The 24,103-nt window shown below is 59.9% G+C and carries 26 protein-coding genes; 13 read left to right on the top strand and 13 right to left on the bottom strand.

Going from position 1 to position 24,103, the window contains the following annotated elements:
• Positions 1-9: 9 nt before the first annotated feature.
• On the bottom strand, positions 10-588 hold the full coding sequence (locus JH25_RS20860; RefSeq protein WP_032877210.1) for a PilZ domain-containing protein: 579 nt from the start codon (positions 586-588) through the stop codon (positions 10-12).
• A gap of 94 nt (positions 589-682) precedes the next feature.
• Between JH25_RS20860 and JH25_RS20865 the strand changes: the two genes are divergently transcribed.
• From JH25_RS20865 to JH25_RS20875, 3 genes are read left to right on the top strand one after another with little or no spacing between them, the layout of a single operon-like run.
• Positions 683-1,933: a lipoprotein-releasing ABC transporter permease subunit gene (locus tag JH25_RS20865; RefSeq protein ID WP_032877209.1), complete on the top strand. Its 1,251-nt coding sequence runs from the start codon at positions 683-685 to the stop codon at positions 1,931-1,933.
• A gap of 7 nt (positions 1,934-1,940) precedes the next feature.
• Positions 1,941-2,624, top strand: a complete 684-nt coding sequence (gene lolD, locus JH25_RS20870; RefSeq protein ID WP_019818240.1) for a lipoprotein-releasing ABC transporter ATP-binding protein LolD — start codon at positions 1,941-1,943, stop codon at positions 2,622-2,624.
• 60 nt (positions 2,625-2,684) lie between these two features.
• Entirely contained in the window at positions 2,685-3,929 is a 1,245-nt protein-coding gene (locus tag JH25_RS20875) for a lipoprotein-releasing ABC transporter permease subunit (RefSeq protein WP_005786190.1), read from the top strand.
• Positions 3,930-4,046: 117 nt separating this feature from the next.
• Here the strand turns inward: JH25_RS20875 and JH25_RS20880 are convergent, their stop codons facing one another.
• Positions 4,047-5,393, bottom strand: coding sequence for a heavy metal sensor histidine kinase (locus JH25_RS20880; protein ID WP_032877208.1), 1,347 nt, complete (start codon positions 5,391-5,393; stop codon positions 4,047-4,049).
• Positions 5,390-6,070 (bottom strand): heavy metal response regulator transcription factor, encoded by a 681-nt coding sequence (locus JH25_RS20885; RefSeq protein ID WP_005786195.1) that lies wholly within the window; start codon positions 6,068-6,070, stop codon positions 5,390-5,392. The genes JH25_RS20880 and JH25_RS20885 overlap by 4 nt, the downstream gene beginning before the upstream one ends.
• Positions 6,071-6,228: 158 nt before the next feature.
• Between JH25_RS20885 and copI the strand changes: the two genes are divergently transcribed.
• On the top strand, positions 6,229-6,750 hold the full coding sequence (gene copI / locus JH25_RS20890; protein WP_032877207.1) for a copper-resistant cuproprotein CopI: 522 nt from the start codon (positions 6,229-6,231) through the stop codon (positions 6,748-6,750).
• Positions 6,751-6,816: 66 nt separating this feature from the next.
• Positions 6,817-7,647 carry an NADPH-dependent 7-cyano-7-deazaguanine reductase QueF gene (gene queF / locus JH25_RS20895; protein ID WP_032877206.1) on the top strand — a complete coding sequence of 277 codons (831 nt, stop codon included), beginning with the start codon at positions 6,817-6,819 and terminating at the stop codon, positions 7,645-7,647.
• 138 nt (positions 7,648-7,785) lie between these two features.
• Here the strand turns inward: queF and JH25_RS20900 are convergent, their stop codons facing one another.
• Together JH25_RS20900 and JH25_RS20905 are read right to left on the bottom strand one after the other, a co-directional pair.
• Complete coding sequence (locus JH25_RS20900) at positions 7,786-8,052, bottom strand: DUF4404 family protein (RefSeq protein WP_005786202.1); 267 nt, start codon at positions 8,050-8,052, stop codon at positions 7,786-7,788.
• Between the two features lie 110 nt (positions 8,053-8,162).
• On the bottom strand, positions 8,163-8,771 hold the full coding sequence (locus JH25_RS20905) for a hypothetical protein (protein ID WP_032877205.1): 609 nt from the start codon (positions 8,769-8,771) through the stop codon (positions 8,163-8,165).
• A gap of 196 nt (positions 8,772-8,967) precedes the next feature.
• Here JH25_RS20905 and JH25_RS20910 point away from each other — a divergent pair, with 196 nt between their 5' ends.
• From JH25_RS20910 to rssC, 3 genes are all read left to right on the top strand, one after another.
• Positions 8,968-9,657 (top strand): MlaA family lipoprotein, encoded by a 690-nt coding sequence (locus tag JH25_RS20910; RefSeq protein WP_005786208.1) that lies wholly within the window; start codon positions 8,968-8,970, stop codon positions 9,655-9,657.
• A 333-nt stretch (positions 9,658-9,990) separates the two neighbouring features.
• Positions 9,991-11,172: a two-component system response regulator RssB gene (gene rssB / locus JH25_RS20915; RefSeq protein ID WP_005786210.1), complete on the top strand. Its 1,182-nt coding sequence runs from the start codon at positions 9,991-9,993 to the stop codon at positions 11,170-11,172.
• Positions 11,172-11,654 carry an anti-sigma factor antagonist RssC gene (gene rssC / locus JH25_RS20920; protein ID WP_010212025.1) on the top strand — a complete coding sequence of 161 codons (483 nt, stop codon included), beginning with the start codon at positions 11,172-11,174 and terminating at the stop codon, positions 11,652-11,654. Before rssB ends, rssC begins: the two co-directional genes overlap by 1 nt.
• A gap of 201 nt (positions 11,655-11,855) precedes the next feature.
• Here rssC and tal read toward each other — a convergent pair whose 3' ends face one another.
• From tal to JH25_RS20935, 3 genes are all read right to left on the bottom strand, one after another.
• Positions 11,856-12,782 carry a transaldolase gene (tal, locus tag JH25_RS20925; RefSeq protein ID WP_032877204.1) on the bottom strand — a complete coding sequence of 309 codons (927 nt, stop codon included), beginning with the start codon at positions 12,780-12,782 and terminating at the stop codon, positions 11,856-11,858.
• 403 nt (positions 12,783-13,185) lie between these two features.
• Entirely contained in the window at positions 13,186-14,181 is a 996-nt protein-coding gene (gene dusA, locus JH25_RS20930; RefSeq protein ID WP_032877203.1) for a tRNA dihydrouridine(20/20a) synthase DusA, read from the bottom strand.
• 227 nt (positions 14,182-14,408) lie between these two features.
• The gene (locus JH25_RS20935) at positions 14,409-14,846 is read right to left on the bottom strand and encodes an acetyltransferase (RefSeq protein WP_032877202.1); all 438 of its coding nucleotides are present in this window, start codon (positions 14,844-14,846) and stop codon (positions 14,409-14,411) included.
• A 526-nt stretch (positions 14,847-15,372) separates the two neighbouring features.
• Between JH25_RS20935 and JH25_RS0126940 the strand changes: the two genes are divergently transcribed.
• Together JH25_RS0126940 and JH25_RS27870 are read left to right on the top strand one after the other, a co-directional pair.
• The gene (locus JH25_RS0126940) at positions 15,373-15,663 is read left to right on the top strand and encodes a DUF6124 family protein (RefSeq protein ID WP_032877201.1); all 291 of its coding nucleotides are present in this window, start codon (positions 15,373-15,375) and stop codon (positions 15,661-15,663) included.
• 145 nt (positions 15,664-15,808) lie between these two features.
• The gene (locus JH25_RS27870; RefSeq protein WP_081214412.1) at positions 15,809-16,027 is read left to right on the top strand and encodes a hypothetical protein; all 219 of its coding nucleotides are present in this window, start codon (positions 15,809-15,811) and stop codon (positions 16,025-16,027) included.
• A gap of 97 nt (positions 16,028-16,124) precedes the next feature.
• On the opposite strand, the gene JH25_RS20940 is transcribed toward JH25_RS27870, so the two are convergent.
• Positions 16,125-17,312, bottom strand: a complete 1,188-nt coding sequence (locus JH25_RS20940; RefSeq protein ID WP_032877200.1) for an MFS transporter — start codon at positions 17,310-17,312, stop codon at positions 16,125-16,127.
• A gap of 482 nt (positions 17,313-17,794) precedes the next feature.
• Between JH25_RS20940 and mqo the strand changes: the two genes are divergently transcribed.
• Positions 17,795-19,441: a malate dehydrogenase (quinone) gene (mqo, locus tag JH25_RS20945; protein ID WP_032877199.1), complete on the top strand. Its 1,647-nt coding sequence runs from the start codon at positions 17,795-17,797 to the stop codon at positions 19,439-19,441.
• A gap of 64 nt (positions 19,442-19,505) precedes the next feature.
• Here mqo and JH25_RS20950 read toward each other — a convergent pair whose 3' ends face one another.
• Positions 19,506-20,177, bottom strand: a complete 672-nt coding sequence (locus tag JH25_RS20950; RefSeq protein WP_032877198.1) for an NADPH-dependent F420 reductase — start codon at positions 20,175-20,177, stop codon at positions 19,506-19,508.
• Positions 20,178-20,276: 99 nt separating this feature from the next.
• Between JH25_RS20950 and JH25_RS20955 the strand changes: the two genes are divergently transcribed.
• Both JH25_RS20955 and JH25_RS20960 read left to right on the top strand, forming a co-directional pair.
• A complete protein-coding gene (locus JH25_RS20955; RefSeq protein ID WP_032877197.1) occupies positions 20,277-21,173 on the top strand; it encodes a LysR family transcriptional regulator in 897 nt (298 codons plus the stop codon).
• A gap of 170 nt (positions 21,174-21,343) precedes the next feature.
• Positions 21,344-21,673 carry a YXWGXW repeat-containing protein gene (locus JH25_RS20960; protein WP_005786252.1) on the top strand — a complete coding sequence of 110 codons (330 nt, stop codon included), beginning with the start codon at positions 21,344-21,346 and terminating at the stop codon, positions 21,671-21,673.
• Between the two features lie 126 nt (positions 21,674-21,799).
• On the opposite strand, the gene JH25_RS20965 is transcribed toward JH25_RS20960, so the two are convergent.
• The 3 genes from JH25_RS20965 to ppnN all read right to left on the bottom strand — a co-directional run bounded on the left by JH25_RS20965 (position 21,800) and on the right by ppnN (position 23,993).
• Positions 21,800-22,195: a PIN domain-containing protein gene (locus tag JH25_RS20965; protein ID WP_032877196.1), complete on the bottom strand. Its 396-nt coding sequence runs from the start codon at positions 22,193-22,195 to the stop codon at positions 21,800-21,802.
• Positions 22,192-22,449, bottom strand: a complete 258-nt coding sequence (locus tag JH25_RS20970) for an AbrB/MazE/SpoVT family DNA-binding domain-containing protein (RefSeq protein ID WP_005786256.1) — start codon at positions 22,447-22,449, stop codon at positions 22,192-22,194. Before JH25_RS20970 ends, JH25_RS20965 begins: the two co-directional genes overlap by 4 nt.
• 170 nt (positions 22,450-22,619) lie before the next feature.
• Positions 22,620-23,993: a nucleotide 5'-monophosphate nucleosidase PpnN gene (gene ppnN / locus JH25_RS20975; RefSeq protein ID WP_032877195.1), complete on the bottom strand. Its 1,374-nt coding sequence runs from the start codon at positions 23,991-23,993 to the stop codon at positions 22,620-22,622.
• Positions 23,994-24,103: the final 110 nt, after the last annotated feature.

Here is a 24,103-nt window from a genome sequence, read left to right as displayed (position 1 = left end):
AATAGGTATTCAGAGGTCGTCGCTTTGCTCTCGCGCCAGACGGCGTTCCTGCGCCTGCTTTTGCAGGATGTAGCGCGCCAGCAGTTGGCGTTGGGCGTCGGTCATGGATTCGAATTCCGTGCCCACATCAAAGCCCTCGCCCTGGGGATCGCAATGGGTTACCCGTGCGCGCAGTAACAGGCCGAGCGCTTGGGGCATCAGCACCAGCTTGACTGCCAGATGGGTATCGGGGGCCAGCGGGGTAGGGTGCCGGAAGTCGATGCCGCCTTCGGAAAGAATCACCGGTTGCGGCGCGCCCACTTCAGCCAGCAGGCCGCGGGCCATGACTTGGCTGAGCAGATCCAAGCGCTTGTTTTGTACCTTGAGGAAGGCCGCCAGGCTGCGATCTTTCTCGCTGATCTGACGCAGCAGGTGCTGGGCTTCGAATTCGCTCAGGTGCAGTTCGCTGAGCAGATTGAACAGCGGCGAATCATCCAGCAACACTTCCTTGCTCTCCGCGTCGGGACCAGACAATGTGCTGATTTGAAGTGCGATCATGTCGTCGATACGGTAGTATTCGCGGCGCTCTTCTTCATCTAATGTCGACATGGCGAACCCCAGGTAACGGTAATGGTCTGAGTGTAAAGCTGCTTACCAGACCCCGCCACCGGGACGTCTTCTTTTCCTCCGAACAAGCCCCGACATGTTCAGACCTCTCTTCGTATTTATCGGCACGCGTTATACCCGTGCAAAGCGTCGCAATCATTTTGTGTCGTTCATTTCCTTGACCTCGATGATCGGTCTCGCCCTGGGCGTGGTCGTGATGATCGTGGTGCTGTCGGTGATGAACGGCTTCGATCATGAGATGCGTACCCGTGTGCTGGGCATGGTGCCCCACGCGACCATCGAGGGCGATGCGCCCATCAACGACTGGCAAAGCCTGGCCGCCAAGGTCAAGCAGAACCCCAAGGTGGTGGCGGTCGCGCCGTTTACCCAGATGCAGGGGTTGCTGACCAACGACGGCAAGGTGCAGAAGATCCTGCTCAATGCCATCGACCCGGCCCAGGAACGCAACGTCTCGATCATCGACAAGTTCATGCAGCAAGGTAAGCTCGACGACCTGGCCCCTGGCAGTTTCGGCATCGTTATCGGTGACAAGGCCGCGGCCAAGCTCGGTGTGGGCGTTGGCGACAAGCTGACCTTCGTCGCTCCGGAAGTCACCGTGACCCCGGCGGGCATGTTCCCGCGCATGAAGCGCTTTACCGTGGTCGGCACCTTCCACGTCGGCGCCGGCGAGATCGACGGTTACATCGGCCTGACCAACCTTACCGACCTGGCCCGCCTGCATCGCTGGCAGCCGGACCAGGTGCAGGGCCTGCGGCTGAAGTTCAACGACCTGTTCGACGCCCCGCGCGGCGCTTGGGAAATCGCCCAGCACTTGGGTGAATCCGAGTATTACGCCCGCGACTGGACCCGTACCCACGGCAACCTCTACCAGGCCATCCGCATGGAGAAAGCCATGATCGGCCTGCTGTTGCTGCTGATCGTCGCCGTGGCTGCGTTCAACATCATTTCCACGCTGGTGATGGTAGTGAACGACAAGAAGGGCGATATCGCCATCCTGCGTACCCTGGGCGCCACGCCGGGGCAGATCATGGCGATCTTCATGGTGCAGGGCACCGTGATTGGCGTGGTCGGCACCCTGATCGGTACCGCGGTGGGCATTCTGGCCGCGCTGAACGTCAGCGCCGCCATCGCCTTGCTTGAAAAAGTGATCGGCCACAAGTTTCTCAACGCTGACGTCTACTTCATCGACTACTTGCCGTCCCAGGTGCAAACCCAGGACGTGCTGATGGTGGGCGGCGCCGCGTTGGTCCTGAGCTTCCTTGCCACCCTGTATCCAGCCTGGCGCGCGGCACGTACCCAGCCAGCACAGGCATTACGTTATGAGTGAATCGGGCATGAGTGAAAAAGCAATCCTGAGCTGCCGCAACCTGGGCAAATCCTACGAGGAAGGCCCGGAATCGGTGGTCGTGCTGTCGAACCTGCAACTGGAGCTGCATCCGGGCGAGCGCGTGGCGATCGTCGGCAGTTCCGGCTCCGGCAAAAGCACCTTGCTGAACCTGTTGGGCGGCCTCGATACGCCGTCCCAGGGCAGCGTATGGCTGGCCGGCGAAGAACTGTCGGCGTTGAATGAAAAGGCCCGTGGCCAACTGCGTAACCGCTCGCTGGGCTTTGTGTACCAGTTTCACCACCTGTTGCCGGAATTCACCGCCTTGGAAAACGTGTGCATGCCGCTGTTGATCGGCAAGACCGCGATCCCGGAGGCGCGCCAACGTGCCACCGCCTTGCTGGAACGCGTCGGCCTCGGCCATCGCCTGGAGCACAAGCCGGCCGAACTGTCCGGCGGTGAGCGCCAGCGTGTGGCGATTGCCCGCGCCCTGGTGAACAACCCTGGCCTGGTGATGCTCGACGAGCCGACCGGCAACCTCGACTCCCACACCGCCCAGGGCATCAAGGACTTGATGCTGGAACTGAGCACCCAGATGCGCACCGCGTTCCTGGTGGTGACCCATGACATGAGCATGGCCCGGCAGATGGACCGCGTGTTGCACCTGCAGGAAGGTCACCTGGTCGCCATCTGACCTGTTTCAAGCCTGGCGCCTGGCGTCGGGCTTTTTCATTTTTTCAGGCGGTGTACGCGAATGTTCAGACCGTTATCCATTTTCATCGGCACGCGCTATACCCGCGCCAAGCGCCGTAACCGTTTTGTCTCGTTTATCTCGATGACCTCGATGATCGGCCTCGCCCTGGGCGTATTGGCCATGATCGTGGTGCTGTCTGTGATGAACGGCTTCCAGCGCGAAATGAGTTCGCGCATCCTCGGCATGGTGCCCCACGCCACAATTGTTGGCGTAAAGCCGATTGATGACTGGCAACCGGTGGCGGCCGCGGCGATGAAGAATCCGCAAGTTACAGCTGCGGTACCGTTCACACAGATGGACGGCATGTTCTCCTACAAGGGCGCCATGCAGCCGATCGAGATCAGCGGCGTCGACCCGGCCCAGGAAGGCAAAGTGTCGATCGTGACCCAGCACATCGTGCGCGGCAAACTGGACGACCTCAAACCCGGCGAGTTTGGCGTGGTGGTCGGCGATATCACCGCGCGGCGCTTTCGCCTGAACGTGGGCGACAAGCTGACCCTGATCGTGCCGGAACTGAGCAGCGCGCCGGGCGGCATCACCCCGCGTATGCAGCGGTTGAATGTGGTGGGTATCTTCAAGGTCGGCGCCGAGCTGGATGGCTCCATGGCCCTGATCCACATGGCCGACGCGGCAGAAATCCAGCATTGGCAGCCCAACCAGGTGCAAAGCGTGCGCCTGGCGGTGAAGGACCTGTACGCAGCGCCCAAAGTCTCGGCGGATATCGCTGCCAGCCTCGGCGCGGCTTACAAGCCGGATGACTGGACCCACACCCAGGGCAGCCTGTTCAGCGCGATGAAGATGGAAAAGACCATGATCGGTCTGTTGTTGCTGATGATCGTCGCAGTCGCTGCGTTCAACATCATCGCCACGTTGATCATGGTGGTGAACGACAAGGGCGCGGACATCGCGATCCTGCGCACCATCGGCGCCACGCCTCGGCAGATCATGGCGATCTTCATGGTGCAGGGCACGGTGATCGGCGTGGTCGGCACCTTGATCGGCGGCGTGCTGGGGGTAATTGCAGCGCTGAACGTGAGCGAACTGGTAGGTTGGCTGGAGCGGGTGAGCGGGCAGCATATCTTTAGTTCGGATGTGTATTTTGTCAGCAACCTGCCTTCGGAGCTGCAAGGTGGGGATGTGTTGCTGATTTGCTCGGCGGGGTTTGTGTTGAGCTTTTTGGCGACGATTTACCCGGCGTATCGGGCGGCGAAGATTGAGCCGGCCCATGCCTTGAGATATTCGTAAGGTCTTAGACCGCTATCGGGGGCAAGCCCCCTCCCACACTGGACCGCGTTTATAAAGGAACAATGAGGTCAAAATGTGGGAGGGGGCTTGCCCCCGATAGGGCCGGCCCAGCTTGCATCAATCTCCCTTGGGCAACTCAATCACAAACCTGGTCCAGCCCGCCTGCGACTCACAATAAATCCTCCCCCCATGCGCCCGCATAATCGACTGGGTAATCGCCAACCCCAGCCCCGCATGTTCACTGCTGCCTGGCCGCCTTGACGGGTCGGCTCGGTAGAACCGGTCAAACAGCCGCGGCAACAGCTGCGCAGGAATACCTTCCCCGGTGTTCTCAACTGTCAGTGTCACGCCACTCTCTATCCGCACCCGCACTTCACCGCCTGGTGGAGTAAACCGCAGCGCGTTATCCAGCAAGTTCGACAGGGCCCGGCGCAACATGCCGCGATCGCCCAGCGTATGGGCGCTGCCTTCGCGTACCAGCGTGACCTGTGCGTCCTCCGCCAGCAGGGTAAAGAACTCCAACAGTGCGTCGACCTCATCGCCCAGATCCAGGGCTTCACGGTTGGGCATCAGCAGGCCGTGGTCGGCTTTGGCCAGGTACAGCATGTCGTTGACCAGTTGCGCCATCCACTGCAACTCTTCCAGGTTGCTGTGCAGCGCCTCGCGGTAATCCTCCAGTGGGCGTGGCTGGGTGAGAATGACCTGGGTTTGGGTCAGCAGGTTCGATAGCGGGGTACGCAGTTCGTGGGCGATATCGGCGGAAAACGCCGAGAGGCGTTGGAACGCGTCGTCCAGGCGCTCCAGCATGGCGTTAAAAGCTTGGGCCAGTTCCGCCAGCTCCACCGGCATTTGCGCCTGGGGCAGGCGTTGGGTCAGCGAGTGGGCTGATACGCTGGCGGCCACCTCGCCCATGCGCCGCAACGGTCGCAACCCACTGCGCGCAGCCCAGGCGCCGAGCAGGGCGGTAGCCAGCGCGGAGAGGCCGACGGTCAGCCAGATCAAGCGTTGCATATGCTCCAGGAAGTGCTGGTGGTGGGTGATGTCGAGTATCAGGCTCAGCTGTGGCGAACCGGGTTGGCCGGGCGTCAACGGCGCGTTGTACACACGGTAGTCGGTGCCTGCGTTTTGCAGGCTGTGCAGGCCCGGGGCGGCGGGCACGCTGAGGTTCGGCGCACCGTCCACCCAGCGCTGGCCAGCCGCCGTGATGCGCACGGTGAAGTCGGGCTGGTGATCCAGCTCGGCGCGCAATTGCGGGCCGCGCAGGGCGAAGGCTTCACGTGAGTCGACACCCTGCAAGGCACTGCGCAGGGCCACCAGCTTGCTGTCGAGCAGTTGCTGGTCCAGCTCGACGAAGTGCGCTTCGCTGGCGCGATTGAACAGTACGCCGGCGATCAACGAGACCACCGCGGTGCAGGCGGCAAACAGCAGCGCCAGGCGGCTGGTCAGGGACAGGCGCTTGATCACGTGAAGCGCTCCTCCAGCACGTAACCCATGCCGCGCACGGTGTGGATCAGTTTGTTGGGGAAGTTATCGTCGACTTTCAGGCGCAGGCGGCGGATCGCCACTTCGATAATGTTGGTGTCGCTGTCGAAATTCATGTCCCACACCTGGGACGCGATCAGCGTCTTGGGCAGCACCTCGCCCTGGCGACGCAGCAGCATTTCCAGCAGGGCAAACTCCTTGGCGGTGAGGTCGATGCGCTGGCCGTCGCGCTCGACGCGGCGACGGATCAGGTCCAGGCGCAGGTCGGCCAGTTGCAGGGTGGTTTCCTGCGGTGTGCTGCTGCCACGGCGTAACAAAGTGCGCACCCGGGCCAGCAGTTCGGAAAAGGCGAAGGGCTTGACCAGGTAGTCGTCGGCGCCCAGTTCCAGGCCATGAACGCGGTCTTCCACGGCATCGCGAGCGGTGAGGAACAGCACCGGCATGTCCAGGCCGGCACTGCGCACCGCCTGCAGGATCTGCCAGCCGTCGCGGCCCGGAAGCATCACATCGAGGATCAACAAGTCATAATCCCCGCTCAGCGCCAGGTGTTGGCCGGTCGTGCCGTCGGCCACCAGTTCGGTGGTAAAGCCAGCCTCGGCCAAGCCTTGACGCAGATAGTGGCCGGTTTTGGGTTGGTCTTCGACGATCAGCAGTTTCATGTTGGGCTCTTGGCAAGGGGTAAGCGCGGGCCTTTATACCGTGGGCGCAAGGGTATGGGCGCAAGCTGACAAAGTTGTAATCTAGCAGTCAGCTGGCTGGCAGCGAGGCTATCTTAAAGTGCGGCCCAAGCTGGTCACCTATTTTTGGAGCGTGAGAAATGGCGTTGCGTACATCCCTGTTAATGGCGGGCTGCTTATTGGCGCTTAGCTTCAATGCGCTGGCGGATGCGGCTCATGGTTACGCGTTCGGCCAGCCGGCTCCGGCAGCCAAGGCCACGCGTACCGTGGAAGTCACCCTGCAGGACATTGCCTTCGAGCCCAAGAGCCTGGACGTAAAAGCCGGTGAAACCGTGCGGTTTGTGCTGGTCAACAAAGGCCGCTTGCTCCACGAATTCAACCTGGGCGACGCGGCGATGCATGCCGCTCACCAGAAAGAGATGCTGCAGATGCAAGCCAGCGGCATGCTCACCGCCACCGGTATGGGCAAGATGGACCACAGCGCCATGGGCCACGGCGATATGGGCGGCATGAAGCATGACGATCCCAACAGTGTGTTGGTGGAGCCGGGCAAGACGGCCGAACTGACGTGGACCTTCACCAAGGCCACTGGCCTGGAGTTCGCTTGCAACCTTCCCGGCCATTATCAGGCGGGCATGGTCGGCAAGCTGACCGTTGAGTGAGGCGTTTGTTAAGGCAGGGGGCAAAGGCTGGTAGACTGGCGCGGTTTATTTAGCCAGGTTTCCGCCATGCATCCCGCAGCCGAACATTCGCCGCTGGGCAAGTCCAGTGAATACATCTCTACCTATACGCCTTCGTTGCTGTTCCCGATTCCGCGTGCCGCCAAGTGGGCCGAACTGGGCCTGAGCGCCGACACCCTGCCGTACAAGGGCGTGGATTTCTGGAACTGCTTTGAATTGTCCTGGTTGCTGCCATCGGGCAAGCCGGTGGTGGCCATCGGTGAGTTCAGCATTCCGGCGGACTCGCCGAACATCATCGAGTCCAAGTCGTTCAAGTTGTACCTCAACTCGCTGAACCAGACTGCGTTTGCCGATACGCAAAGCCTTGAAGCTACCTTGCGCACTGACCTCAGCGCCGCTGCCGGCAAGCCGGTGACCGTGCGCATCCGCAGCCTGGCCGACATCGAGGCCGAAGGTGTGATGGCGTTGCCGGGTGCGTGTATTGACGGCCTGGATATCAATGTCAGCAGCTACGAGCACCCGCGGCCGGAGCTGCTGCGCTGTGATGACTCGCGTGTTGTTGAGGAGAGTGTGCACAGCCACCTGCTCAAATCCAACTGCCCGGTGACCAGCCAGCCCGATTGGGGCAGTGTGGTGGTGGAGTACCGTGGCGCGGCGCTGGATCACGCCAGCCTGCTGGAATATATCGTGAGTTTTCGCCAGCACTCGGACTTTCATGAGCAGTGCGTGGAACGCATCTTTCTCGACCTGCAGCGCTTGCTCAAGCCGGAGAAGTTGACGGTGTATGCGCGCTATGTGCGTCGAGGAGGGTTGGATATCAACCCGTACCGCAGCACTGAGAACACCCAATTCCTGAACGTGCGCCTGGCGCGCCAGTAAGCCTGCACACAAAACTAAATGTGGGAGGGGGCTTGCTCCCGATAGCGGCGTGTCAGTCACAGCATCTGTGTCTGAACTTCTGCTATCGGGAGCAAGCCCCCTCCCACATTTTGGTTTTTTGCTGGGCCTGTGTTCGGGTTAGATGCCGATATTGCCCAGGGTGATCATGATATTGCGCAATGTCCCGGAAATGACCGGGTGTTCAGCGTCGAACTCTATGGCCGCTTGATTCACATCGTCGGAAATACTGGGTGTCTGAGTCGCCGGTTCAAGTTCGAGTTGTAATTCAAACTTGGCAATCAGGGCTTCCAGCGCTTCACGTTTTTCTTCCGACAGCGGCGGCTCCTGTTCCAACTGCCCACGCAGAATCTCGACCTGTTCTTCCAGCTTTTTGCGATCAGGCATGACGTCTTTCCTTTTATCGATAGTCACTGGCATAGACCACGGCACGCCGTGAAAGGTCTACGGGCTGGCCTGTAGATTAATCCACTGCGGCCAACCGTGCATGATCTTGATCAGGGCTTCTCGCCTTTGAGCCGGCGCAGGCTGATGTCCGCCAGGCAACTGCCCAGCTCGCCCAGGTGGTCGATCACCGAGTGCACGCCCAGGCCATAGAGCGCTACCGTCGCCTTGCCGCGCTTGTATTCGCGTTGTTGCGCGGTCAGTGCCTGCCATTGCTCGGGTGACAGGCCGCAGAGCGAGCCACAGGAGGCCAGGCCGATAGTCCACAACCCGGCATTCAAGCCCGATTGCAGCAGGCGCGGCTCGCCGCTGACCAGCACGCAGCCTTCCAGGCGCTCAATGTTCAACTCCATCAAGGCTTGCCAGCAGGCGTGGGGCGCGGGCCAGCGGATGGAGGAGGGCGAGGCGGCCTTGATCCAGCTCGGCAGGCTGGCGGAAAGGGGCGCGGTCACCGATGGGGGCAGTTCATCCAGCCAGGCGCAGGGCACGCCTTGTTCTTTCAGGCTACGCAGGCTTTTCAAGGCGCCGGGTGTAGCCACGCAGCCGGGGCAGGGCGAGTCGGTACGCGCCAGGGAACCGAAATCCACCAGGCAGCCACTCAGGCCAAATAGCACGGCGGTCAACGAGGGGGCTGTGGCGATGGCAATCTCGGCGTGTGGCATCTGAACGTCCCTGAAATAGCAGCAACACTATCGGGGTGGCATGACAAGGCCATGACACTGACAGTGTTTGTAGGAATTTTGTGCATTTTTCGTGAGACAGGACCCTGGTAGCTGCCTAAACACACACTTCCGTCATATACTGACGGCCTTATTCAGGGCATAGCGCCCATGACAGACCATTCAAGGAGCAAAAGCTATGCGCTGGAGCCACTACTTCGCTCAGCTATCGGTGTGTGCCACCATCCTGTTGGCACCGTTCGCCGCTCAAGCCGCGTCGGAAGATGATCCATGGGAAAGCGTCAACCGCCCGATCTTCACCTTTAACGACACCGTTGATACCTACGCCCTCAAGCCGATCGCCCAGGGCTATCAGTTCGTCACCCCGCAGTTTGTGCAGGACGGCGTTCACAACTTCTTCCGTAACATCGGCGATGTCGGCAACCTGGCCAACAACGTGCTGCAACTCAAGCCGCACAATGCAGGCGTCGACACTGCTCGCCTGTTGGTCAACACCACCTTTGGCGTGCTGGGCTTTATCGATGTCGGCACCAAAATGGGGCTGCAGCGCAGCGACGAAGACTTCGGCCAGACCCTCGGCTACTGGGGCGTCGGCAGCGGCCCCTACGTGATGATCCCATTGCTGGGCCCAAGCACCTTGCGTGATGCGCCGTCCAAGTACGTCGACAGCTACACCCAGCCGTACCGCTACATGAACGACATCGGCTGGCGTAACAGTACCTTCGGCCTCAACGTCGTTGACGTGCGCGCCAGCCTGCTCGACAGCGAGAAGCTGATCAGCGGCGACAAGTACACCTTTATCCGTAACGCCTACCTGCAGAACCGTGAGTTCAAGGTCAAGGATGGCAAGGTTGTCGACGACTTTTAAGCCGTGACATCTTGAAATGAAATAAGGCGACCTCTTGATGGTCGCCTTTTTTTATGCGTGCTCCAACCTTACTTTGTGTTGTGGTCCAAGCGGTTCTTATAACTCCCGGTGATTTGCAGGGTAAAGACGCCCGGCGACCATCGCCATGAGCTTGAAACCCCTCACGGATGGGAGTACCGTCTGCGCCTTAGAAGGGCACCTCTGCTTTACCGTTGTGCATGGGCGAAATCCCAATGCTTTGTAGGACAGAGAGGCTAGAAAGCGAATCCAGTACGTGAGCCCGGCCATTGCCGAGCCGCCTACGCCAACCTAATTCTGGCGCCGTTTGCCCACATGCAAAAAACCAGTGCCACGCTGCTGATAATCGATGACGACGAAGTAGTGCGCGCGAGCCTCGCGGCCTACTTGGAAGACAGTGGCTTCAGCGTCCTGCAGGCCAGTAATGGCCAACAGGGTCTCCAGGTATTCGAGCGCGACAAGCCCGACCTTGTGATCTGCGACCTGCGCATGCCCCAGATGGGCGGCCTGGAGCTGATTCGCCAGGTGACCGAGCTTGCCCCGCAAACGCCGGTGATTGTCGTGTCCGGTGCCGGTGTCATGAACGACGCTGTCGAAGCCCTGCGCCTGGGCGCTGCCGATTACCTGATCAAGCCCCTGGAAGACCTGGCCGTGCTGGAGCACTCGGTGCGCCGCGCCCTGGACCGTGCCCGCCTGCTCCTGGAAAACCAGCGCTACCGCGAAAAGCTCGAGACCGCCAACCGCGAGCTCGAAGCCAGCCTGAATCTGCTCCAGGAAGACCAGAACGCCGGTCGCCAGGTGCAGATGAACATGCTGCCGGTGAGCCCCTGGAGCATCGACGAGTTCAAGTTTGCCCACCAGATCATCCCGTCGTTGTACCTGTCGGGTGATTTTGTCGACTACTTCCGCGTCGATGAGCGACGCGTGGCGTTCTACCTGGCCGACGTTTCCGGCCATGGCGCCTCTTCTGCCTTTGTGACCGTGTTGTTGAAGTTCATGACCACGCGGCTGTTGTTCGAGTCCAAGCGCAATGGCACCTTGCCGGAGTTCACCCCTTCCGAGGTGCTGGGCCACATCAACCGGGGCCTGATCAGCTGCAAGCTGGGCAAGCACGTGACGATGGTCGGCGGCGTGATCGACGAAGAAACCGGTCTTTTGACCTACAGCATTGGCGGTCACCTGCCGATGCCTGTTTTGTACACTCCTGACAGTGTGCGCTACCTGGAAGGGCGTGGCCTGCCGGTGGGCTTGTTCAACGAAGCCACCTACGAAGACCACATCCTGGAACTGCCGCCGACCTTCAGCCTGACGCTGATGTCCGATGGCATCCTGGACCTTCTTCCAGAGCCTACACTCAAAGAGAAAGAAGCCGCCTTGCCCCAAAAGGTCAAGTCGGCGGGCGGCAGCCTGGATGGTCTGCGGCAGGTTTTTGGATTGGCCACGCTAGGGGAGATGCCGGATGATATCGCCCTATTGGTGTTGAGCAGGAATCTTTGATGAGTACCGGAAGAATCCAATTCGCCGAGCAAGACGGGACCTTCGTCCTGAAGTTTGTCGGTGAAGTGCGCCTGACCTTGTGTTCGGCCCTGGATGCGACGATTGAGCGGATCTTCACAGCGCTGAACTTCTCGGCGATCGTGATCGACCTGACCGAAACCCGCAGCATCGACAGCACCACTCTGGGGCTGTTGGCCAAGCTGTCGATTCTGTCTCGGCAGAAGGTCGGCCTGTTGCCGACGGTCGTCACCACCCACGAAGACATCACCCGTCTGTTGCAGTCGATGGGCTTCGACCAGGTGTTCAACATCGTTGACCGCCCAATTCCCTGCCCGGAATGCCTCACCGACCTGCCGTCGCAAGACCAGTCCGAAGAGATCGTACGGGTCAAGGTGCTGGAAGCGCACAAGATCCTCATGGGCCTCAACGAGTCCAACCGCGAAGCCTTCCACGACCTGGTCAACGCCCTCGAGCGCCACTGACGGCTTCTCTGACCAAACACATACCCATGTGGGAGGGGGCTTGCTCCCGATAGCGGTGTATCAGTCGGCACATATCCAACTGACAGTCCGCAATCGGGAGCAAGCCCCCTCCCACAGTTGATCTGCGACTGGCTTGAGGCTGGCGCACACAAAAAAGGGCGGCACCCTCACAGGTGCCGCCCTTTCTGCTGCTATCTGCCTTTACAGCTTGGCCGACAACAACGCCTCCAGCTTCTCCTGGTCGCGAGCAAACTGGCGAATGCCCTCTGCCAGCTTCTCAGTCGCCATCGCATCCTCGTTGGACTCCCAACGGAACTGCGCTTCAGTCATATGCACACGAGCCTCACCGGCATGGCCTGGCGACAATTTACGCTCCAGCTTGCCGTCATCTGCCGCCAGCTTCTCCAGCAGGTCCGGGCTGATGGTCAGGCGGTCACACCCGGCCAGCTCTTCAATCTGGCTCAGGTTACGGAAGCTCGCACCCATCACCACAGTCTTGTAGCCATTGGCCTTGTAGTAGTTGTAGATGCGCGTCACCGACTGCACGCCCGGGTCATCGGAACCGGTGTAGTCGTTGCCGTTGGCCTTCTTGTACCAGTCGTAGATACGGCCCACGAATGGCGAAATCAGGAACACACCGGCTTCGGCGCAGGCCACGGCCTGGGCAAACGAGAACAACAGCGTCAGGTTGGTCTGGATGCCTTCTTTTTCCAGCTTCTCCGCGGCACGGATGCCTTCCCAGGTGGAGGCGATCTTGATCAGCACACGGTCACGGCCAACGCCAGCTTTGTCGTACAGGTCGATCAGACGGTGCGCACGCTTGAGAATGGCCGCCTCGTCGAACGACAGGCGCGCATCCACCTCGGTGGAAATACGGCCCGGCACTACTTTGAGAATTTCTTGACCCACCGCCACCGCAAAGCGGTCACTGGCCAGGCCCACATCGCCGTTGCAGTCCTGTACACACTCATCCAGCAGCTTGGCATAGCCTGGAATCGATGCAGCCTTGAGCAGCAGGGAAGGGTTGGTGGTAGCGTCTTGCGGCTTGAGCTTGGCGAGGGTGGAAAAATCGCCGGTATCGGCTACGACGGTGGTGAATTGCTTGAGTTGTTCCAGCTTGGAAGTCATGGGCGTGCTCTGTCCTGTGGGTCTGATGACATTACCCGAGCGCTGGCAGGCGCTCAAGGGCGCAAATGCGTTAGGTCGTTTGCGAGGGCAATAACCTGGAAACGGCCGTTTGAATTACCGGCAGTGGTGTTCAATAGGAGGGCAAAATCGCTGGCAGGTTCAACCCAACTGCCCGATGACCACCCCAATCAAACTGTGAGAGCCGGCTTGCCTGCATGACGCCAGCCCAGCCACTGATATTCACCTGACCCCCATCAGTCAAACTGTGGGAGCTGGCTTGCCTGCGATAACGCCAGTCCAGCCACTGACATTCACCTGACACACATCGCTCAAAACTGTGGGAGCGGGCTTGCTCGCGAAAGCGGTCTGTCAGCCCCAAATATCCCCACTGACACCCAACCCGTCACCGCCCCTCCAACAATTCCCCCGCCTGATCCAGCAACGCCAACGGATCCACCGCCTTATGAATATCCACCGACAACAATTGCCGAAACTTACGCGCCCCCGGGAAACCGGTTCCCAGCCCCAGAACGTGGCGCGTGATGTGATGCATCGAGCCACCTGTTGCCAAGTGCTCGGCTATATACGGGCGCAACTGTGCCAGCGCCTCGGCGCGGGTGATGACAGGCGCAGTGCTGCCAAACAGCTGTTGATCCACCTCGGCCAGCAAATACGGATTGTGATAAGCCTCCCGCCCCAACATCACCCCATCAAACGTCTGCAAATGCTCCTGGCACTGCTCCAACGTCTTGATGCCGCCATTGAGATTAATCTCCAACTCCGGAAAATCCCGCTTCAACTGCGCCGCCACGTCATAACGCAACGGCGGAATGTCCCGGTTCTCCTTGGGCGACAACCCCTCCAGAATCGCAATCCGCGCATGCACGGTAAAACTGGTGCAACCTGCATCCTTTACCGTCCCGACGAAATCACACAGCTCGGCATAACTGTCCCGGCCATTGATGCCGATACGGTGCTTCACCGTCACCGGGATCGATACCGCATCGCGCATCGCCTTCACACAATCCGCTACCAGGGCAGGGTGCGCCATGAGGATCGCGCCGATCATGTTGTTCTGCACGCGGTCGCTGGGGCAGCCGACGTTCAGGTTCACTTCGTCGTAACCGGCGGCTTCGGCCATACGGGCGCAGGCGGCCAGATCAGCCGGAACACTGCCGCCCAATTGCAGCGCCAGCGGGTGCTCGGCTTCGTTGTGGCGCAGGAAGCGGTCGTGATCGCCGTGGAGGATAGCGCCGGTGGTGACCATCTCGGTGTAGAGCAGGGCGTGTTTGGAGAGCAGGCGTAGGAAGAACCGGCAGTGGCGGTCGGTCCAGTCCATCATGGGGGCGACGGAGAAGCGGCGGGAGAGGGCTTTCGGTGGAGCTATGGCTGAAGGCATTGGAGTCTTGGATGGAGAATGCGAAGGGTGGGCAGTTTATCAGGAATGGGTCGGAGGGGGCTGGGTGTTGATTGGGTGGCGCGAGCCCCAAATATTAAATAAATCTGTCCCCGTTTCCCGGTCCCCTTTTCCCGAACGCACGGCCTCTTTTCGGTCCTGGGGGCCTGGTTTCACTACTTGTGAGTCGGCCCTACACGAATGTGTAGGGCCGATTCTTTATCGTGCTCTTAGCGGGATAAGTTCATGTGTAGTAGCGGGAACGGCCTGCCTTCACCATCCAAAGGAGAGCGGCCTGTTTGAACGAACCCGTAATGGAGATAGAAGCCTACCGCCTGGGGGTTTTGCTCGTTTACGTCAACGCTCATCGTAGAGCGCGAACTGCGAACGTGATTTAGTAGTGCACGGCCCATACCTTGGCCGCGAAGATCAGGATCAATAAAGAGCATTTCTACGTGGCTTTGGTTGAGTCCAATAAAGCCAAGCGGGTTGTCTTTCACGTCTACCGCAACCCATACGTCAACAACGGGTAGATAGATGTCGCGGAGCTGCGGAAGCAGCGCATCTATGTCGGACTCTTGAAGAAAGTGGTGAGTGGCGCGAACGGATCGCAGCCAAATGTCGAGCAGTTGCGGATAGTCGGCAGCACTTGCCTGACGAATAATCATGAAATCAACCTTATACACTTGATATCTAAATAGAGGCTCGCCGGTAAATAGCGGCCGTGTAAGTGTCGGCATCTGTATGACCGCTTCGCGAGTTAACGCCTGGGCGGTGCACGGCAGAGGTAGCCGAAAAGGAGGGGAGCTGAAAAATACTTTGTGTTTTTCGATGCGTCAAGAAAACGGGCACTTGATCGATATTCAAAATGTGCGCACTCAATGCCGGTACTCAGTAGGGGCTTCTACAGCATGAAAGGTGCAAAAAATGGTACGCAGAAATCTGGTCTGGAAGCCTTTAACAAATTAATGCCTTTAAAAATATTTTGTCCAAGCCCTCATCGGTGCAACGTATGAAGCGACAGAGTGATCTATGGGAATAGGTCAGGATTTCCAGGAAATATCCTACGCTTTTTCGGCTTGCCCCCTGGATCATCCATAGCTAATCTCGTCAAGCCGCTGAATACCCAGTGGCCGGAGGTGGAAGTCCGTATTGCTAAGGCGTTTTTAACTCCCGAATATTGGAGCTTCGCCCATGCACCACGACACTCGCAGTCCTTCACTTGATCAAAGTAAATCGTCCATCGAATGTCCAAGCAACAACCTATTCCTCGTAAACCCAACCCTCGACCCCGAAACCCTCCTGGCTAACGCCGCCGAAAACCTCGCAGCCGCCAACGAAATGGCCGCCACTTTGGCGTTCGACCTCGACGATTCCCAGCGCGCCATCGCCCTAGGCATTCAGCAGTTAATCGAGTTGAGCTCGCTGCTGGTTGACCGAGCCCAGGAGCAGGTTGCGCCTGTCACCGCCCCAGTCAAAGCCTGACAACCAACCCTGCCGCCTTACCCAAGGCGGCAACCTGAACTCATGCTGTCCCCCAGCAAAGTTTCATAATTCCCTGCGCAGTTGAGGTCTACGATTGCCTGCAAGAGAGGACCCCAGCGCCTCCAGCCCATAGGGAGTTGAAACCATGATCTCGAACCTCGTCAAAGTCGTGATGATCACCGGCACGTTGATGTTGAGTGCTTGTTCATCTTCACCAGCCGTGAGCAGTGACCCGTGCTTTTCAGGCGGATGCCAGTCGTTTGGGGACCACAGCCCCAGCAAAGCCGCCAAGATGAATTTTGGCGGCAGTGGGCTGGGGAGTAGTTATGGGGAGTATGGTTCGGGGTTGTTGCATGATGATTGAAGGAGGGGGTCAGTCAGTGGTGTGTTGACTGGCCCATTGCTATCGGGGGCAAGCCCCCTCCCACATTGGATCTATGATCGGCGCAAAACTTGTGGCGTTAGTGGCCGCCTTTCAGACGCCGAGCGATCAGGTAGAGGCCCAGGCCGACCAGGGCTGTTGCGGCGCCGATGTAGCCGGTGCTGGTCCAGCCTAGACCGGCAGTGATGGCCATCCCACCAAACCACGGCCCCAACGCATTCGCCAGGTTAAACGCGGCATGGTTGGACGCTGCCGCCAGGCTTGGCGCTTCGTGGGCAATGTCCATCAGGCGAATCTGCAACGGTGCTGCCAGCGCAACCATAGTGCCAACCAACCCCATGCTCAGCAGCACGCCCCATAGCGACGAGGCGGCGAAGGGGAAGAACAGCAGCACGGCCATCGACCACACCAATATCAAGCCTACGGCTCGAAACTGCATGCGATCAAACAGCTTGCCACCGGCAATGTTGCCGATGATACCGCCGACGCCGAACGCGGCGAGGCCGAAGGGGATCCATTGCGGCGAGACCTTGGTCACTTCGAGCATGGTCGGCGCCAGGTAGCTGAATACGCAGAACATCCCGGCAAAGCCAATTGCACCGATGGACAGGGCCATCCAGACCTGGGGTTTGGTGAAGGCGCGCAGTTCCTTGCGCGGGTCGCTGCGTTGTTCGTCGTGGCGGTGGGGCACGAATTGCCAGACCAGGGCGATGGTGAGCAGGGCGATCACGCTGACCAGGGCGAACGCCGAGCGCCAGCCCAGGTGTTGGCCGAGGAAGGTGGCGATGGGGTTGCCGAGCAGCATGGCCAGGGTCAGGCCCATCATCACGCGGGCTACGGCGCCGGCGCGTTTGTCGGTGGGCACCATGCTGGAGGCGACCACGGCGGCGATGCCGAAGTAGGCGCCGTGGGGCAGGCCGCTGATAAAGCGGAAGGCCACCAGCGAGCCGAAGGTGGGGGTGAAGGCGGTGGCGAAGTTGCCCAGCGCGTACAGGCCCATCAGTAACAGCAGCATGTGTTTGCGCAGCAGCTTGGCGCCGAGGATGGCCAGCAGTGGGGCGCCGACCATCACGCCCAGGGCGTAGGCGCTGATGGCGTGGCCGACTTGCGGTTCGCTCAGGCCCAGGTTCTGGGCGATGTCGGGCATCAGGCCCATGATGGCGAATTCGCCGGTGCCGATCGCGAAGGCGCCTACGGCCATGGCCGCTTCCATTTTCGCGGCGCTGCGCGCGGGCAGTACGTGCCCGGGTGTTTGCTGGGTAGTCATGGGTAACTCTGTGTGGAAGGTGTGCACGAAGGACAGCTGCCGATGCTACGCAGGCAACGGCGAAGGTGTCTAGAACCGCCATTTGCGTGAGAGTTCCAGGCCTGTGACCGCAGGTCGCGGCTGTCAGGCTTGACACCGGCGCATTAAAACCCGCGATTTAGGGCTGTCAATTGGCCAAACGGCGCATAAACGCTGTTTAGCGTGATATTCTGCGCGCCGTCTTGGTCTAGTCTTTCCCTGGTGCGTACACCCGTATACGTCCCAGCGGTTGGCTGTCGCCCAGGTAGCTGAAGCCAATAACGATAAGAAGTCAGCGCAGAAGGGACATAACAGTGAGGTCGATCCATCGGCCTTGTGTGCCCACCCTGCAGCCTTCATGTGAATGTGCAGACCCCGCGGTACGTTGCCTGACGTAGCGTGAACGAGGGTTACTCATGATCGGGGGCGGTAGGGCGGATGGCGTTTTATCATAGGTGCTACTGATGTTTAAAAAAGTAAACACTGCCCTGCTGGGGCTGGCTTTGTCGATGGGGATCACGTCCGTTCACGCGGAAGAGGCAAAGAAAGTCGATGTGCTGCTGATCGGCGGCGGCATCATGAGTGCGACCCTGGGTGTCTGGCTCAATGAGCTGGAACCGGACTGGTCGATGGAGATGGTCGAGCGCCTCGATGGCGTGGCCGAAGAAAGCTCCAACGGCTGGAACAACGCCGGTACCGGTCACTCGGCCCTGGCTGAGCTGAACTACACCCCGGAAGACAAGAACGGCAACGTTGAGATCCCGAAAGCGGTCGAGATCAACGAAGCGTTCCAGATTTCCCGTCAGTTCTGGTCCTGGCAGGTTCAGCAGGGCGTGTTGAAGAACCCGCGTTCGTTCATCAACTCCACACCGCACATGAGCTTTGTGTGGGGCGATGACAACATCAAGTTCCTGAAAAAGCGCTACGAAGCCCTGAAGGCCAGCCCGTTGTTTGCCGGCATGCAGTACTCCGAAGACCCGGCGCAGATCGCCAAGTGGGTTCCGCTGATGATGGAAGGGCGTGACCCGAGCCAGAAAATCGCGGCCACCTGGAGCCCGATCGGTACCGACGTGAACTTCGGCGAGATCACCCGCCAGTTCGTCGCTCACCTGCAAACCACGCCGAAGTTTGACTTGAAGGTGTCGAGCGAAGTGCAGGACATCACCCGCAACGACGACGGTTCGTGGCGTGTGAGCTACAAAAACCTCAAAGACGGCACCAAAACTGAAACCGACGCCAAGTTCGTGTTCATCGGCGCCGGCGGCGGTGCCTTGCACCTGCTGCAGAAGTCGGGCATTCCGGAAGCCAAGGAATACGCTGGCTTCCCGGTCGGTGGTTCGTTCCTGGTGACCGAGAACCCGACAATCGCCGAGCAGCACCTGGCCAAGGCCTACGGTAAAGCCTCGGTCGGTTCGCCACCGATGTCGGTTCCGCACCTGGATACCCGCGTGCTGGATGGCAAGCGCGTGATCCTGTTTGGCCCATTCGCAACCTTCTCGACCAAGTTCCTGAAAGAAGGCTCGTACCTGGACCTGCTGACCAGCACCACCACCCACAACATCTGGCCCATGACCAAAGTCGGTATTCGTGAATACCCACTGGTCGAGTATCTCGCCGGCCAACTGATGCTGTCGGACGACGACCGCTTCAAGGCGCTGCAAGAGTACTTCCCGAACGCCAAGCAGTCCGACTGGCGCCTGTGGCAAGCCGGCCAGCGCGTGCAGATCATCAAGCGTGACGAAGAGCAGGGCGGCGTGCTGAAACTCGGTACCGAAGTGGTCAGCTCTGCTGACAACTCCATTGCCGGCCTGTTGGGTGCATCGCCAGGCGCGTCCACCGCGGCTCCGATCATGCTGACCGTGCTGCAAAAAGTCTTCAAGGACAAGGTAGCAAGCCCGGCCTGGCAGGAAAAACTGCACCAGATCGTGCCAAGCTACGGCACCAAGCTGAACGACAGCCCTGAAGCTGTTGCCAAGGAATGGGCCTACACGGCCGGTGTGCTGCAACTGACACCACCGCCAGCGATCCCGCAACTGGCTGCTCCACAGGCTACCGAGGCTGCCAAGCCTGCGGCTGAGCCGAGCAAGCCGGCGTCTGACCTGGCGCTGTAAGCAACACCTACGAAAAAGCCCGCTGAACCGGTGACGGTCAGCGGGCTTTTTTGTGCGTGAACGATCAGGCGCGCGGCGGGTGTCGCTCCACCGGGGGCAGCTCAACCGTACGCTCGGCCGCTGCCAGCGCAGCCTTCAAGCCCGCTTGGTTCAGGGGTACGCAATACGCCGGTTTAGCCCGCTCGAATCGCCAGCTTTCATCCAGCCCTCCGGCATCCACGGCATCGAAGCCCAGTTCGTCGAGTAACGTAATCACTTGCGCTTTTGCCGCAGCGTGATCTGCTGCCACTGGCAACGCGCGGCGGTCAGGAGCGCCGCGCGGGCGGGCATCCTGCGTCAGGTCTGGGGCGAAGATCGCATTAAATACTTTTACCACGTGTGATTGCGGCAAATGGTCGGCCAGCAATCGGCTGGTGGTGGTTTCAAACCGGTCCAGTTGCGGGATATGCCCATCGCGATCGGGGTAGTAATTGTTGGCGTCCATCACCGTCTTGCCCTCCAGCCATTGGGCAGGGACGCTGCGGTAGTGCTCCAGCGGAGTCGCCACGAGTACCACATCGCCAAACCTGGCGGCATCATCCGCGCTGCCCACTTGTACGCCGAGTATGCCGCTCACCACGCTGCTCATGGTGTGTGGGCCGCGGGAGTTGCTCAACATCACCTTATGCCCGGCGGCAAGCGCCAGTTGCGCCACGGCACGCCCGATAAAACCTGCTCCAATCACGCCAATCTTCATGTGCTTGCTCCAGTGGAAGTAGGAAGTGGCTATGATGATTGGCAACCATAACGTGATAAATCAGCATTTCGGTGTGGGTGTTGTTACTGGGAGTTGGGAATGATGGACCGCCTATCAAGCATGAACGCCTTCGTGATAGCCGCTGAATTGGGCTCCTATGCGAGGGCCGCCGAACGCTTGGGCATGTCGCCGCAGATGGTGGCCAAGCATGTCACCGCGTTGGAACAACGTTTGGGTGCGCGATTGCTCAACCGCACTACGCGTCGACAAAGCCTGACTGAACTGGGAGTGGAGTATTACGAACGCTGCAAGCATATCCTGACGGAGACCGAGGCCGCCGACTCCCTGGCACAGGTCATGAACGACACGCCGCGCGGCAAGCTGAAGGTCACCGCCCCGGTGACCTTTGGCTCCTACAGCTTGATGCCGTTGATCACCGGGTTTTTACGTGACAACCCACAGGTAGAACTCGATTTGCACCTGACGGATCGTTTCGTCGACTTGGTGGAGGAGGGCTACGACGCCGCGTTTCGCATTGGTCCGTTGGGCACGAGCGGCCTGACAGCGAGACCCCTGGCACCTTATCGGTTGGTGGCCTGCGCTGCACCGGCTTACCTGATGGCGCGAGGCACACCTCAGAAGCCGGCGGATCTTGAGCGTCATGAGTGCCTGGGGTACGCCTTTTCATCGCGTCCGGCGGATCGAGAGTGGGTGTTCTTCCAGGGCAAGGTTTCCTACAAGGTACGAGTGGCCAGTCGTTTGCTCATCAATGAAAGCCGGGCATTGATGTCGGCGGCATTGGATGGTTTTGGCATTGTGCTCGGCCCGCAAGACTTTCTGCGAACGGCGTTGGCGAGTGGCGAGTTGGTGCGGGTGCTACCGGAGTTTGAGGCTCCAAGCCGGTCGATGCATTTGGTCTACACCGCAAACCGCCAGCGCACTGCCAAGTTGCGGTGCTTTGTCGAGGCTGTGCTGGGACGTTTTGGTCCGGTATGAAGGTTCATCACCGTGGCGGTCGCCGGGAGGCACGTTAAAGGTCTACAGGTTCAGCAATCTGACAGACATCTCCTGTTAAAAATAACCCAGGCCCAAGCAGGGCCCGGCTGCAACAAAGGAAGGAATTCTTTCTGATGCAGGTGTTGGGCGTTCGCGCCCGAGGGTTTTGTATGTTGCTACGTTATGCAGCATTGGCCGCCATGGTGGTCGCCGCTTCCGGGTGTGTGCAAGAGCGTGTTGTGCATGAGCGCAGGCCGGTACAACACGAGTACGTTGATGTGGTGGCGCCGCAACCGCCGCCGGTGCAGGTGATCGAAGTCGAGCCGGCGGTGCGCGAAGGTTATATCTGGTCACGCGGTTACTGGCGTTGGGAGGGCGGGCGTTATGTAGCAGTGCACGGCCATTGGGAACCGGTGCGTCAGGGTTATCGTTACGTACACCCGCACTGGGTGCAGCGCAATGATGGCTACCATTGGCAGATCGGTGGCTGGGTCCGCTGACCCAACGCCATCTCCCATTGGAGCGAGCTTGCTCGCGAAAAAACCACAGGCACCGCGTGCTCCCTGAGTGCTCGCGTAATCGTTGGCGTTTTTCGCGAGCACGCTCGCTCCTACAAAAAAGCCGGCCTAGCCGATCCGTTTCATCCCCGCTGCCTTGGCCGCGTTCAGATCAAAGGTGGCGGTGTACTCGCAACCGGCTGCGTGGCCACAGCGTTCGATCAGGCAGTCGGCAAAGTCCGCTTTGCTTGCGGTGAACCTGCGCAGGGCCTGCCAGATGATATCGGCGTGCTCGACGGTCAGTTCCCGTGTGTGCAGCAAGGTTTCCAGCACCGTCACCACGTCGCTTTTGGCCGACTGGTAGCAGGACTGCAACACCCACACCAGCTCCGTAAGCGTCACCAGGCTGATAAAACCGGGTGAGGCGGCGGTGAGCGATTCGATCAGTTGGGATGCTTTAGCTGATTGAACCGGGTCGTCCTGGGTCACATAACGCACCAGCACGTTGGTATCCAGGCCGATCATCCAGCGGTTGCTCCCTGGGCCGCGATGGCTCGGTTCATGTCTTCGATAGACACGGTGTGAGCGGGTTTGCGGATCAACCCCTTGAGGTCCTTGACGGTTTTGCTGGCGGCGATCATGGAAAACTTGCCGTCTTCCATCTCGACGAATTCCACCCGGTCGCCTGTTTCCAGGCCCAGGGCTGTCCTGACCTGGACAGGGATGGTGATTTGCCCTTTTGAAGTGAGTGTGGCGGTAGCCATAGTGAAGATCTCCATCGTGATATTCCTTACCTTAGGGTAAGGAATGACAGAGGACAATATCCGTTGGTCCATAGGTCGCTCGCAGGTGTGAGTCAGTCGGTAGTAAAACCCTAGTCCGAATGCTCGATCCTCACACCGTTGGCTACGCCCCAAACAGATACAAACTATGACCTACCGCCGCTGGCTTACTGCACCACGCGATAGCACGGCACATACGCCGCGCCGCCCGGCAGTTTCATGCGGTGCTGGGCCACGAACGCCTTCAATAATTCATCCAGCGGTTTCATGATCGCCGGGTCGCCGTGGATCTCATACGGGCCGTTCTCTTCGATCAGGCGGATGCCCTTGTCCTTGACGTTACCCGCCACAATCCCCGAGAACGCCCGGCGCAGGTTGGCTGCCAGTTCATGGGGCGGCAGCGCGTGGCTCAGTTGCAGGCTGGCCATGTTTTCGTGGGTAGGATCGAACGGGCGCTGGAAGCCTTCGTCGATCTTCAGCAGCCAGTTGAAGTGAAACGCGTCGTTACGCTCGCGGCGGAACTGCTTCACTGCCTTGAGGCCGGCCGTCATCTGGCGCGCCACTTCGGCGGGGTCGTCGATGATGATCTGGTAATGCTGCTGCGCCGCTTCGCCGAGGGTGGCGCCGACGAACGCGTGCAGCTGTTCCAGGTAAGGCGCGGCGTGTTTGGGCCCGGTCAACACCACCGGGAACGGCACGTCGCGGTTGTCGGGGTGCATCAGGATGCCCAGCAGGTACAAAAACTCTTCTGCCGTGCCGGCACCGCCGGGGAAGATGATGATGCCGTGGCCGACGCGCACGAAGGCTTCCAGGCGTTTTTCGATGTCCGGCAAAATCACCAGCTCATTGACGATGGGGTTCGGTGCTTCGGCGGCGATGATCCCAGGCTCGGTCAGGCCCAGGTAACGCCCGCCGGTGATGCGTTGCTTGGCGTGGGAAATGGTCGCGCCCTTCATCGGGCCTTTCATTACGCCGGGGCCGCAGCCGGTGCACACATCGAGGCTGCGCAGGCCCAGTTCGTGCCCGACTTTCTTGGTGTATTTGTATTCTTCGGTGTTGATCGAGTGGCCGCCCCAACACACCACGATCTTGGGCTCCACACCCGGGCGCAGCGTGCGGGCGTTGCGCAGCAGATGGAACACGTAGTCGGTGATGCCTTGGGAGTTGCTCAGGTCGATGCGCTGGCTGTCCAGCTCGTTCTCGGTGTAGACGATGTCACGCAAGGCGCTGAACAGCATCTCGCGGGTGCTGGCGATCATCTCGCCATCGACAAAGGCATCGGCCGGGGCGTTGAGCAGTTCCAGGCGTACGCCGCGGTCCTGCTGGTGAATACGCACTTCAAAGTCTTTGTAGGCGTCGAGGATGGTCTTGGCGTTGTCGATATGCGCGCCGGTGTTGAGGATGGCCAAGGCGCATTGGCGGAACAGGGTGTAGATGCTGCCGGTGCCGGCTTCACTCAGTTGCTGCACTTCACGTTGGGACAGGGTTTCGAGGCTGCCCTTGGGGCTGACGGAGGCATTGATGACTTGACGTTGGAGCATTCTGATTCCTTGAAAGCACAGCCACCGCGCCCGTTTCGGGGCGATGGCTTGAGAATGGTGAGCGCCAATTAAGGTCGCACGAGACGGTTATTTACCTCAGGCGCGAGGCC

Source organism: Pseudomonas sp. BRG-100 (genome assembly GCF_000737955.1).
GTDB lineage: Bacteria > Pseudomonadota > Gammaproteobacteria > Pseudomonadales > Pseudomonadaceae > Aquipseudomonas > Aquipseudomonas synxantha_A.
Note: the sequence above shows the minus strand (reverse complement) of the source record. Positions and strands in the feature narration are given on the sequence as shown.

Excerpts from the sequence above, each read along its gene's own strand:
- JH25_RS20860 (WP_032877210.1), bottom strand. The coding sequence starts at position 588 with ATGTCGACATTAGATGAAGAAGAGCGCCGCGAATACTACCGTATCGAC.
- JH25_RS20865 (WP_032877209.1), top strand. The coding sequence starts at position 683 with ATGTTCAGACCTCTCTTCGTATTTATCGGCACGCGTTATACCCGTGCA.
- lolD (WP_019818240.1), top strand. The coding sequence starts at position 1,941 with ATGAGTGAAAAAGCAATCCTGAGCTGCCGCAACCTGGGCAAATCCTAC.
- JH25_RS20875 (WP_005786190.1), top strand. The coding sequence starts at position 2,685 with ATGTTCAGACCGTTATCCATTTTCATCGGCACGCGCTATACCCGCGCC.
- JH25_RS20885 (WP_005786195.1), bottom strand. The coding sequence starts at position 6,070 with ATGAAACTGCTGATCGTCGAAGACCAACCCAAAACCGGCCACTATCTG.
- copI (WP_032877207.1), top strand. The coding sequence starts at position 6,229 with ATGGCGTTGCGTACATCCCTGTTAATGGCGGGCTGCTTATTGGCGCTT.
- queF (WP_032877206.1), top strand. The coding sequence starts at position 6,817 with ATGCATCCCGCAGCCGAACATTCGCCGCTGGGCAAGTCCAGTGAATAC.
- JH25_RS20900 (WP_005786202.1), bottom strand. The coding sequence starts at position 8,052 with ATGCCTGATCGCAAAAAGCTGGAAGAACAGGTCGAGATTCTGCGTGGG.
- JH25_RS20905 (WP_032877205.1), bottom strand. The coding sequence starts at position 8,771 with ATGCCACACGCCGAGATTGCCATCGCCACAGCCCCCTCGTTGACCGCC.
- JH25_RS20910 (WP_005786208.1), top strand. The coding sequence starts at position 8,968 with ATGCGCTGGAGCCACTACTTCGCTCAGCTATCGGTGTGTGCCACCATC.
- rssB (WP_005786210.1), top strand. The coding sequence starts at position 9,991 with ATGCAAAAAACCAGTGCCACGCTGCTGATAATCGATGACGACGAAGTA.
- rssC (WP_010212025.1), top strand. The coding sequence starts at position 11,172 with ATGAGTACCGGAAGAATCCAATTCGCCGAGCAAGACGGGACCTTCGTC.
- tal (WP_032877204.1), bottom strand. The coding sequence starts at position 12,782 with ATGACTTCCAAGCTGGAACAACTCAAGCAATTCACCACCGTCGTAGCC.
- dusA (WP_032877203.1), bottom strand. The coding sequence starts at position 14,181 with ATGCCTTCAGCCATAGCTCCACCGAAAGCCCTCTCCCGCCGCTTCTCC.
- JH25_RS20935 (WP_032877202.1), bottom strand. The coding sequence starts at position 14,846 with ATGATTATTCGTCAGGCAAGTGCTGCCGACTATCCGCAACTGCTCGAC.
- JH25_RS0126940 (WP_032877201.1), top strand. The coding sequence starts at position 15,373 with ATGCACCACGACACTCGCAGTCCTTCACTTGATCAAAGTAAATCGTCC.
- JH25_RS27870 (WP_081214412.1), top strand. The coding sequence starts at position 15,809 with ATGATCTCGAACCTCGTCAAAGTCGTGATGATCACCGGCACGTTGATG.
- JH25_RS20940 (WP_032877200.1), bottom strand. The coding sequence starts at position 17,312 with ATGACTACCCAGCAAACACCCGGGCACGTACTGCCCGCGCGCAGCGCC.
- mqo (WP_032877199.1), top strand. The coding sequence starts at position 17,795 with ATGTTTAAAAAAGTAAACACTGCCCTGCTGGGGCTGGCTTTGTCGATG.
- JH25_RS20950 (WP_032877198.1), bottom strand. The coding sequence starts at position 20,177 with ATGAAGATTGGCGTGATTGGAGCAGGTTTTATCGGGCGTGCCGTGGCG.
- JH25_RS20955 (WP_032877197.1), top strand. The coding sequence starts at position 20,277 with ATGATGGACCGCCTATCAAGCATGAACGCCTTCGTGATAGCCGCTGAA.
- JH25_RS20960 (WP_005786252.1), top strand. The coding sequence starts at position 21,344 with ATGTTGCTACGTTATGCAGCATTGGCCGCCATGGTGGTCGCCGCTTCC.
- JH25_RS20965 (WP_032877196.1), bottom strand. The coding sequence starts at position 22,195 with ATGATCGGCCTGGATACCAACGTGCTGGTGCGTTATGTGACCCAGGAC.
- JH25_RS20970 (WP_005786256.1), bottom strand. The coding sequence starts at position 22,449 with ATGGAGATCTTCACTATGGCTACCGCCACACTCACTTCAAAAGGGCAA.
- ppnN (WP_032877195.1), bottom strand. The coding sequence starts at position 23,993 with ATGCTCCAACGTCAAGTCATCAATGCCTCCGTCAGCCCCAAGGGCAGC.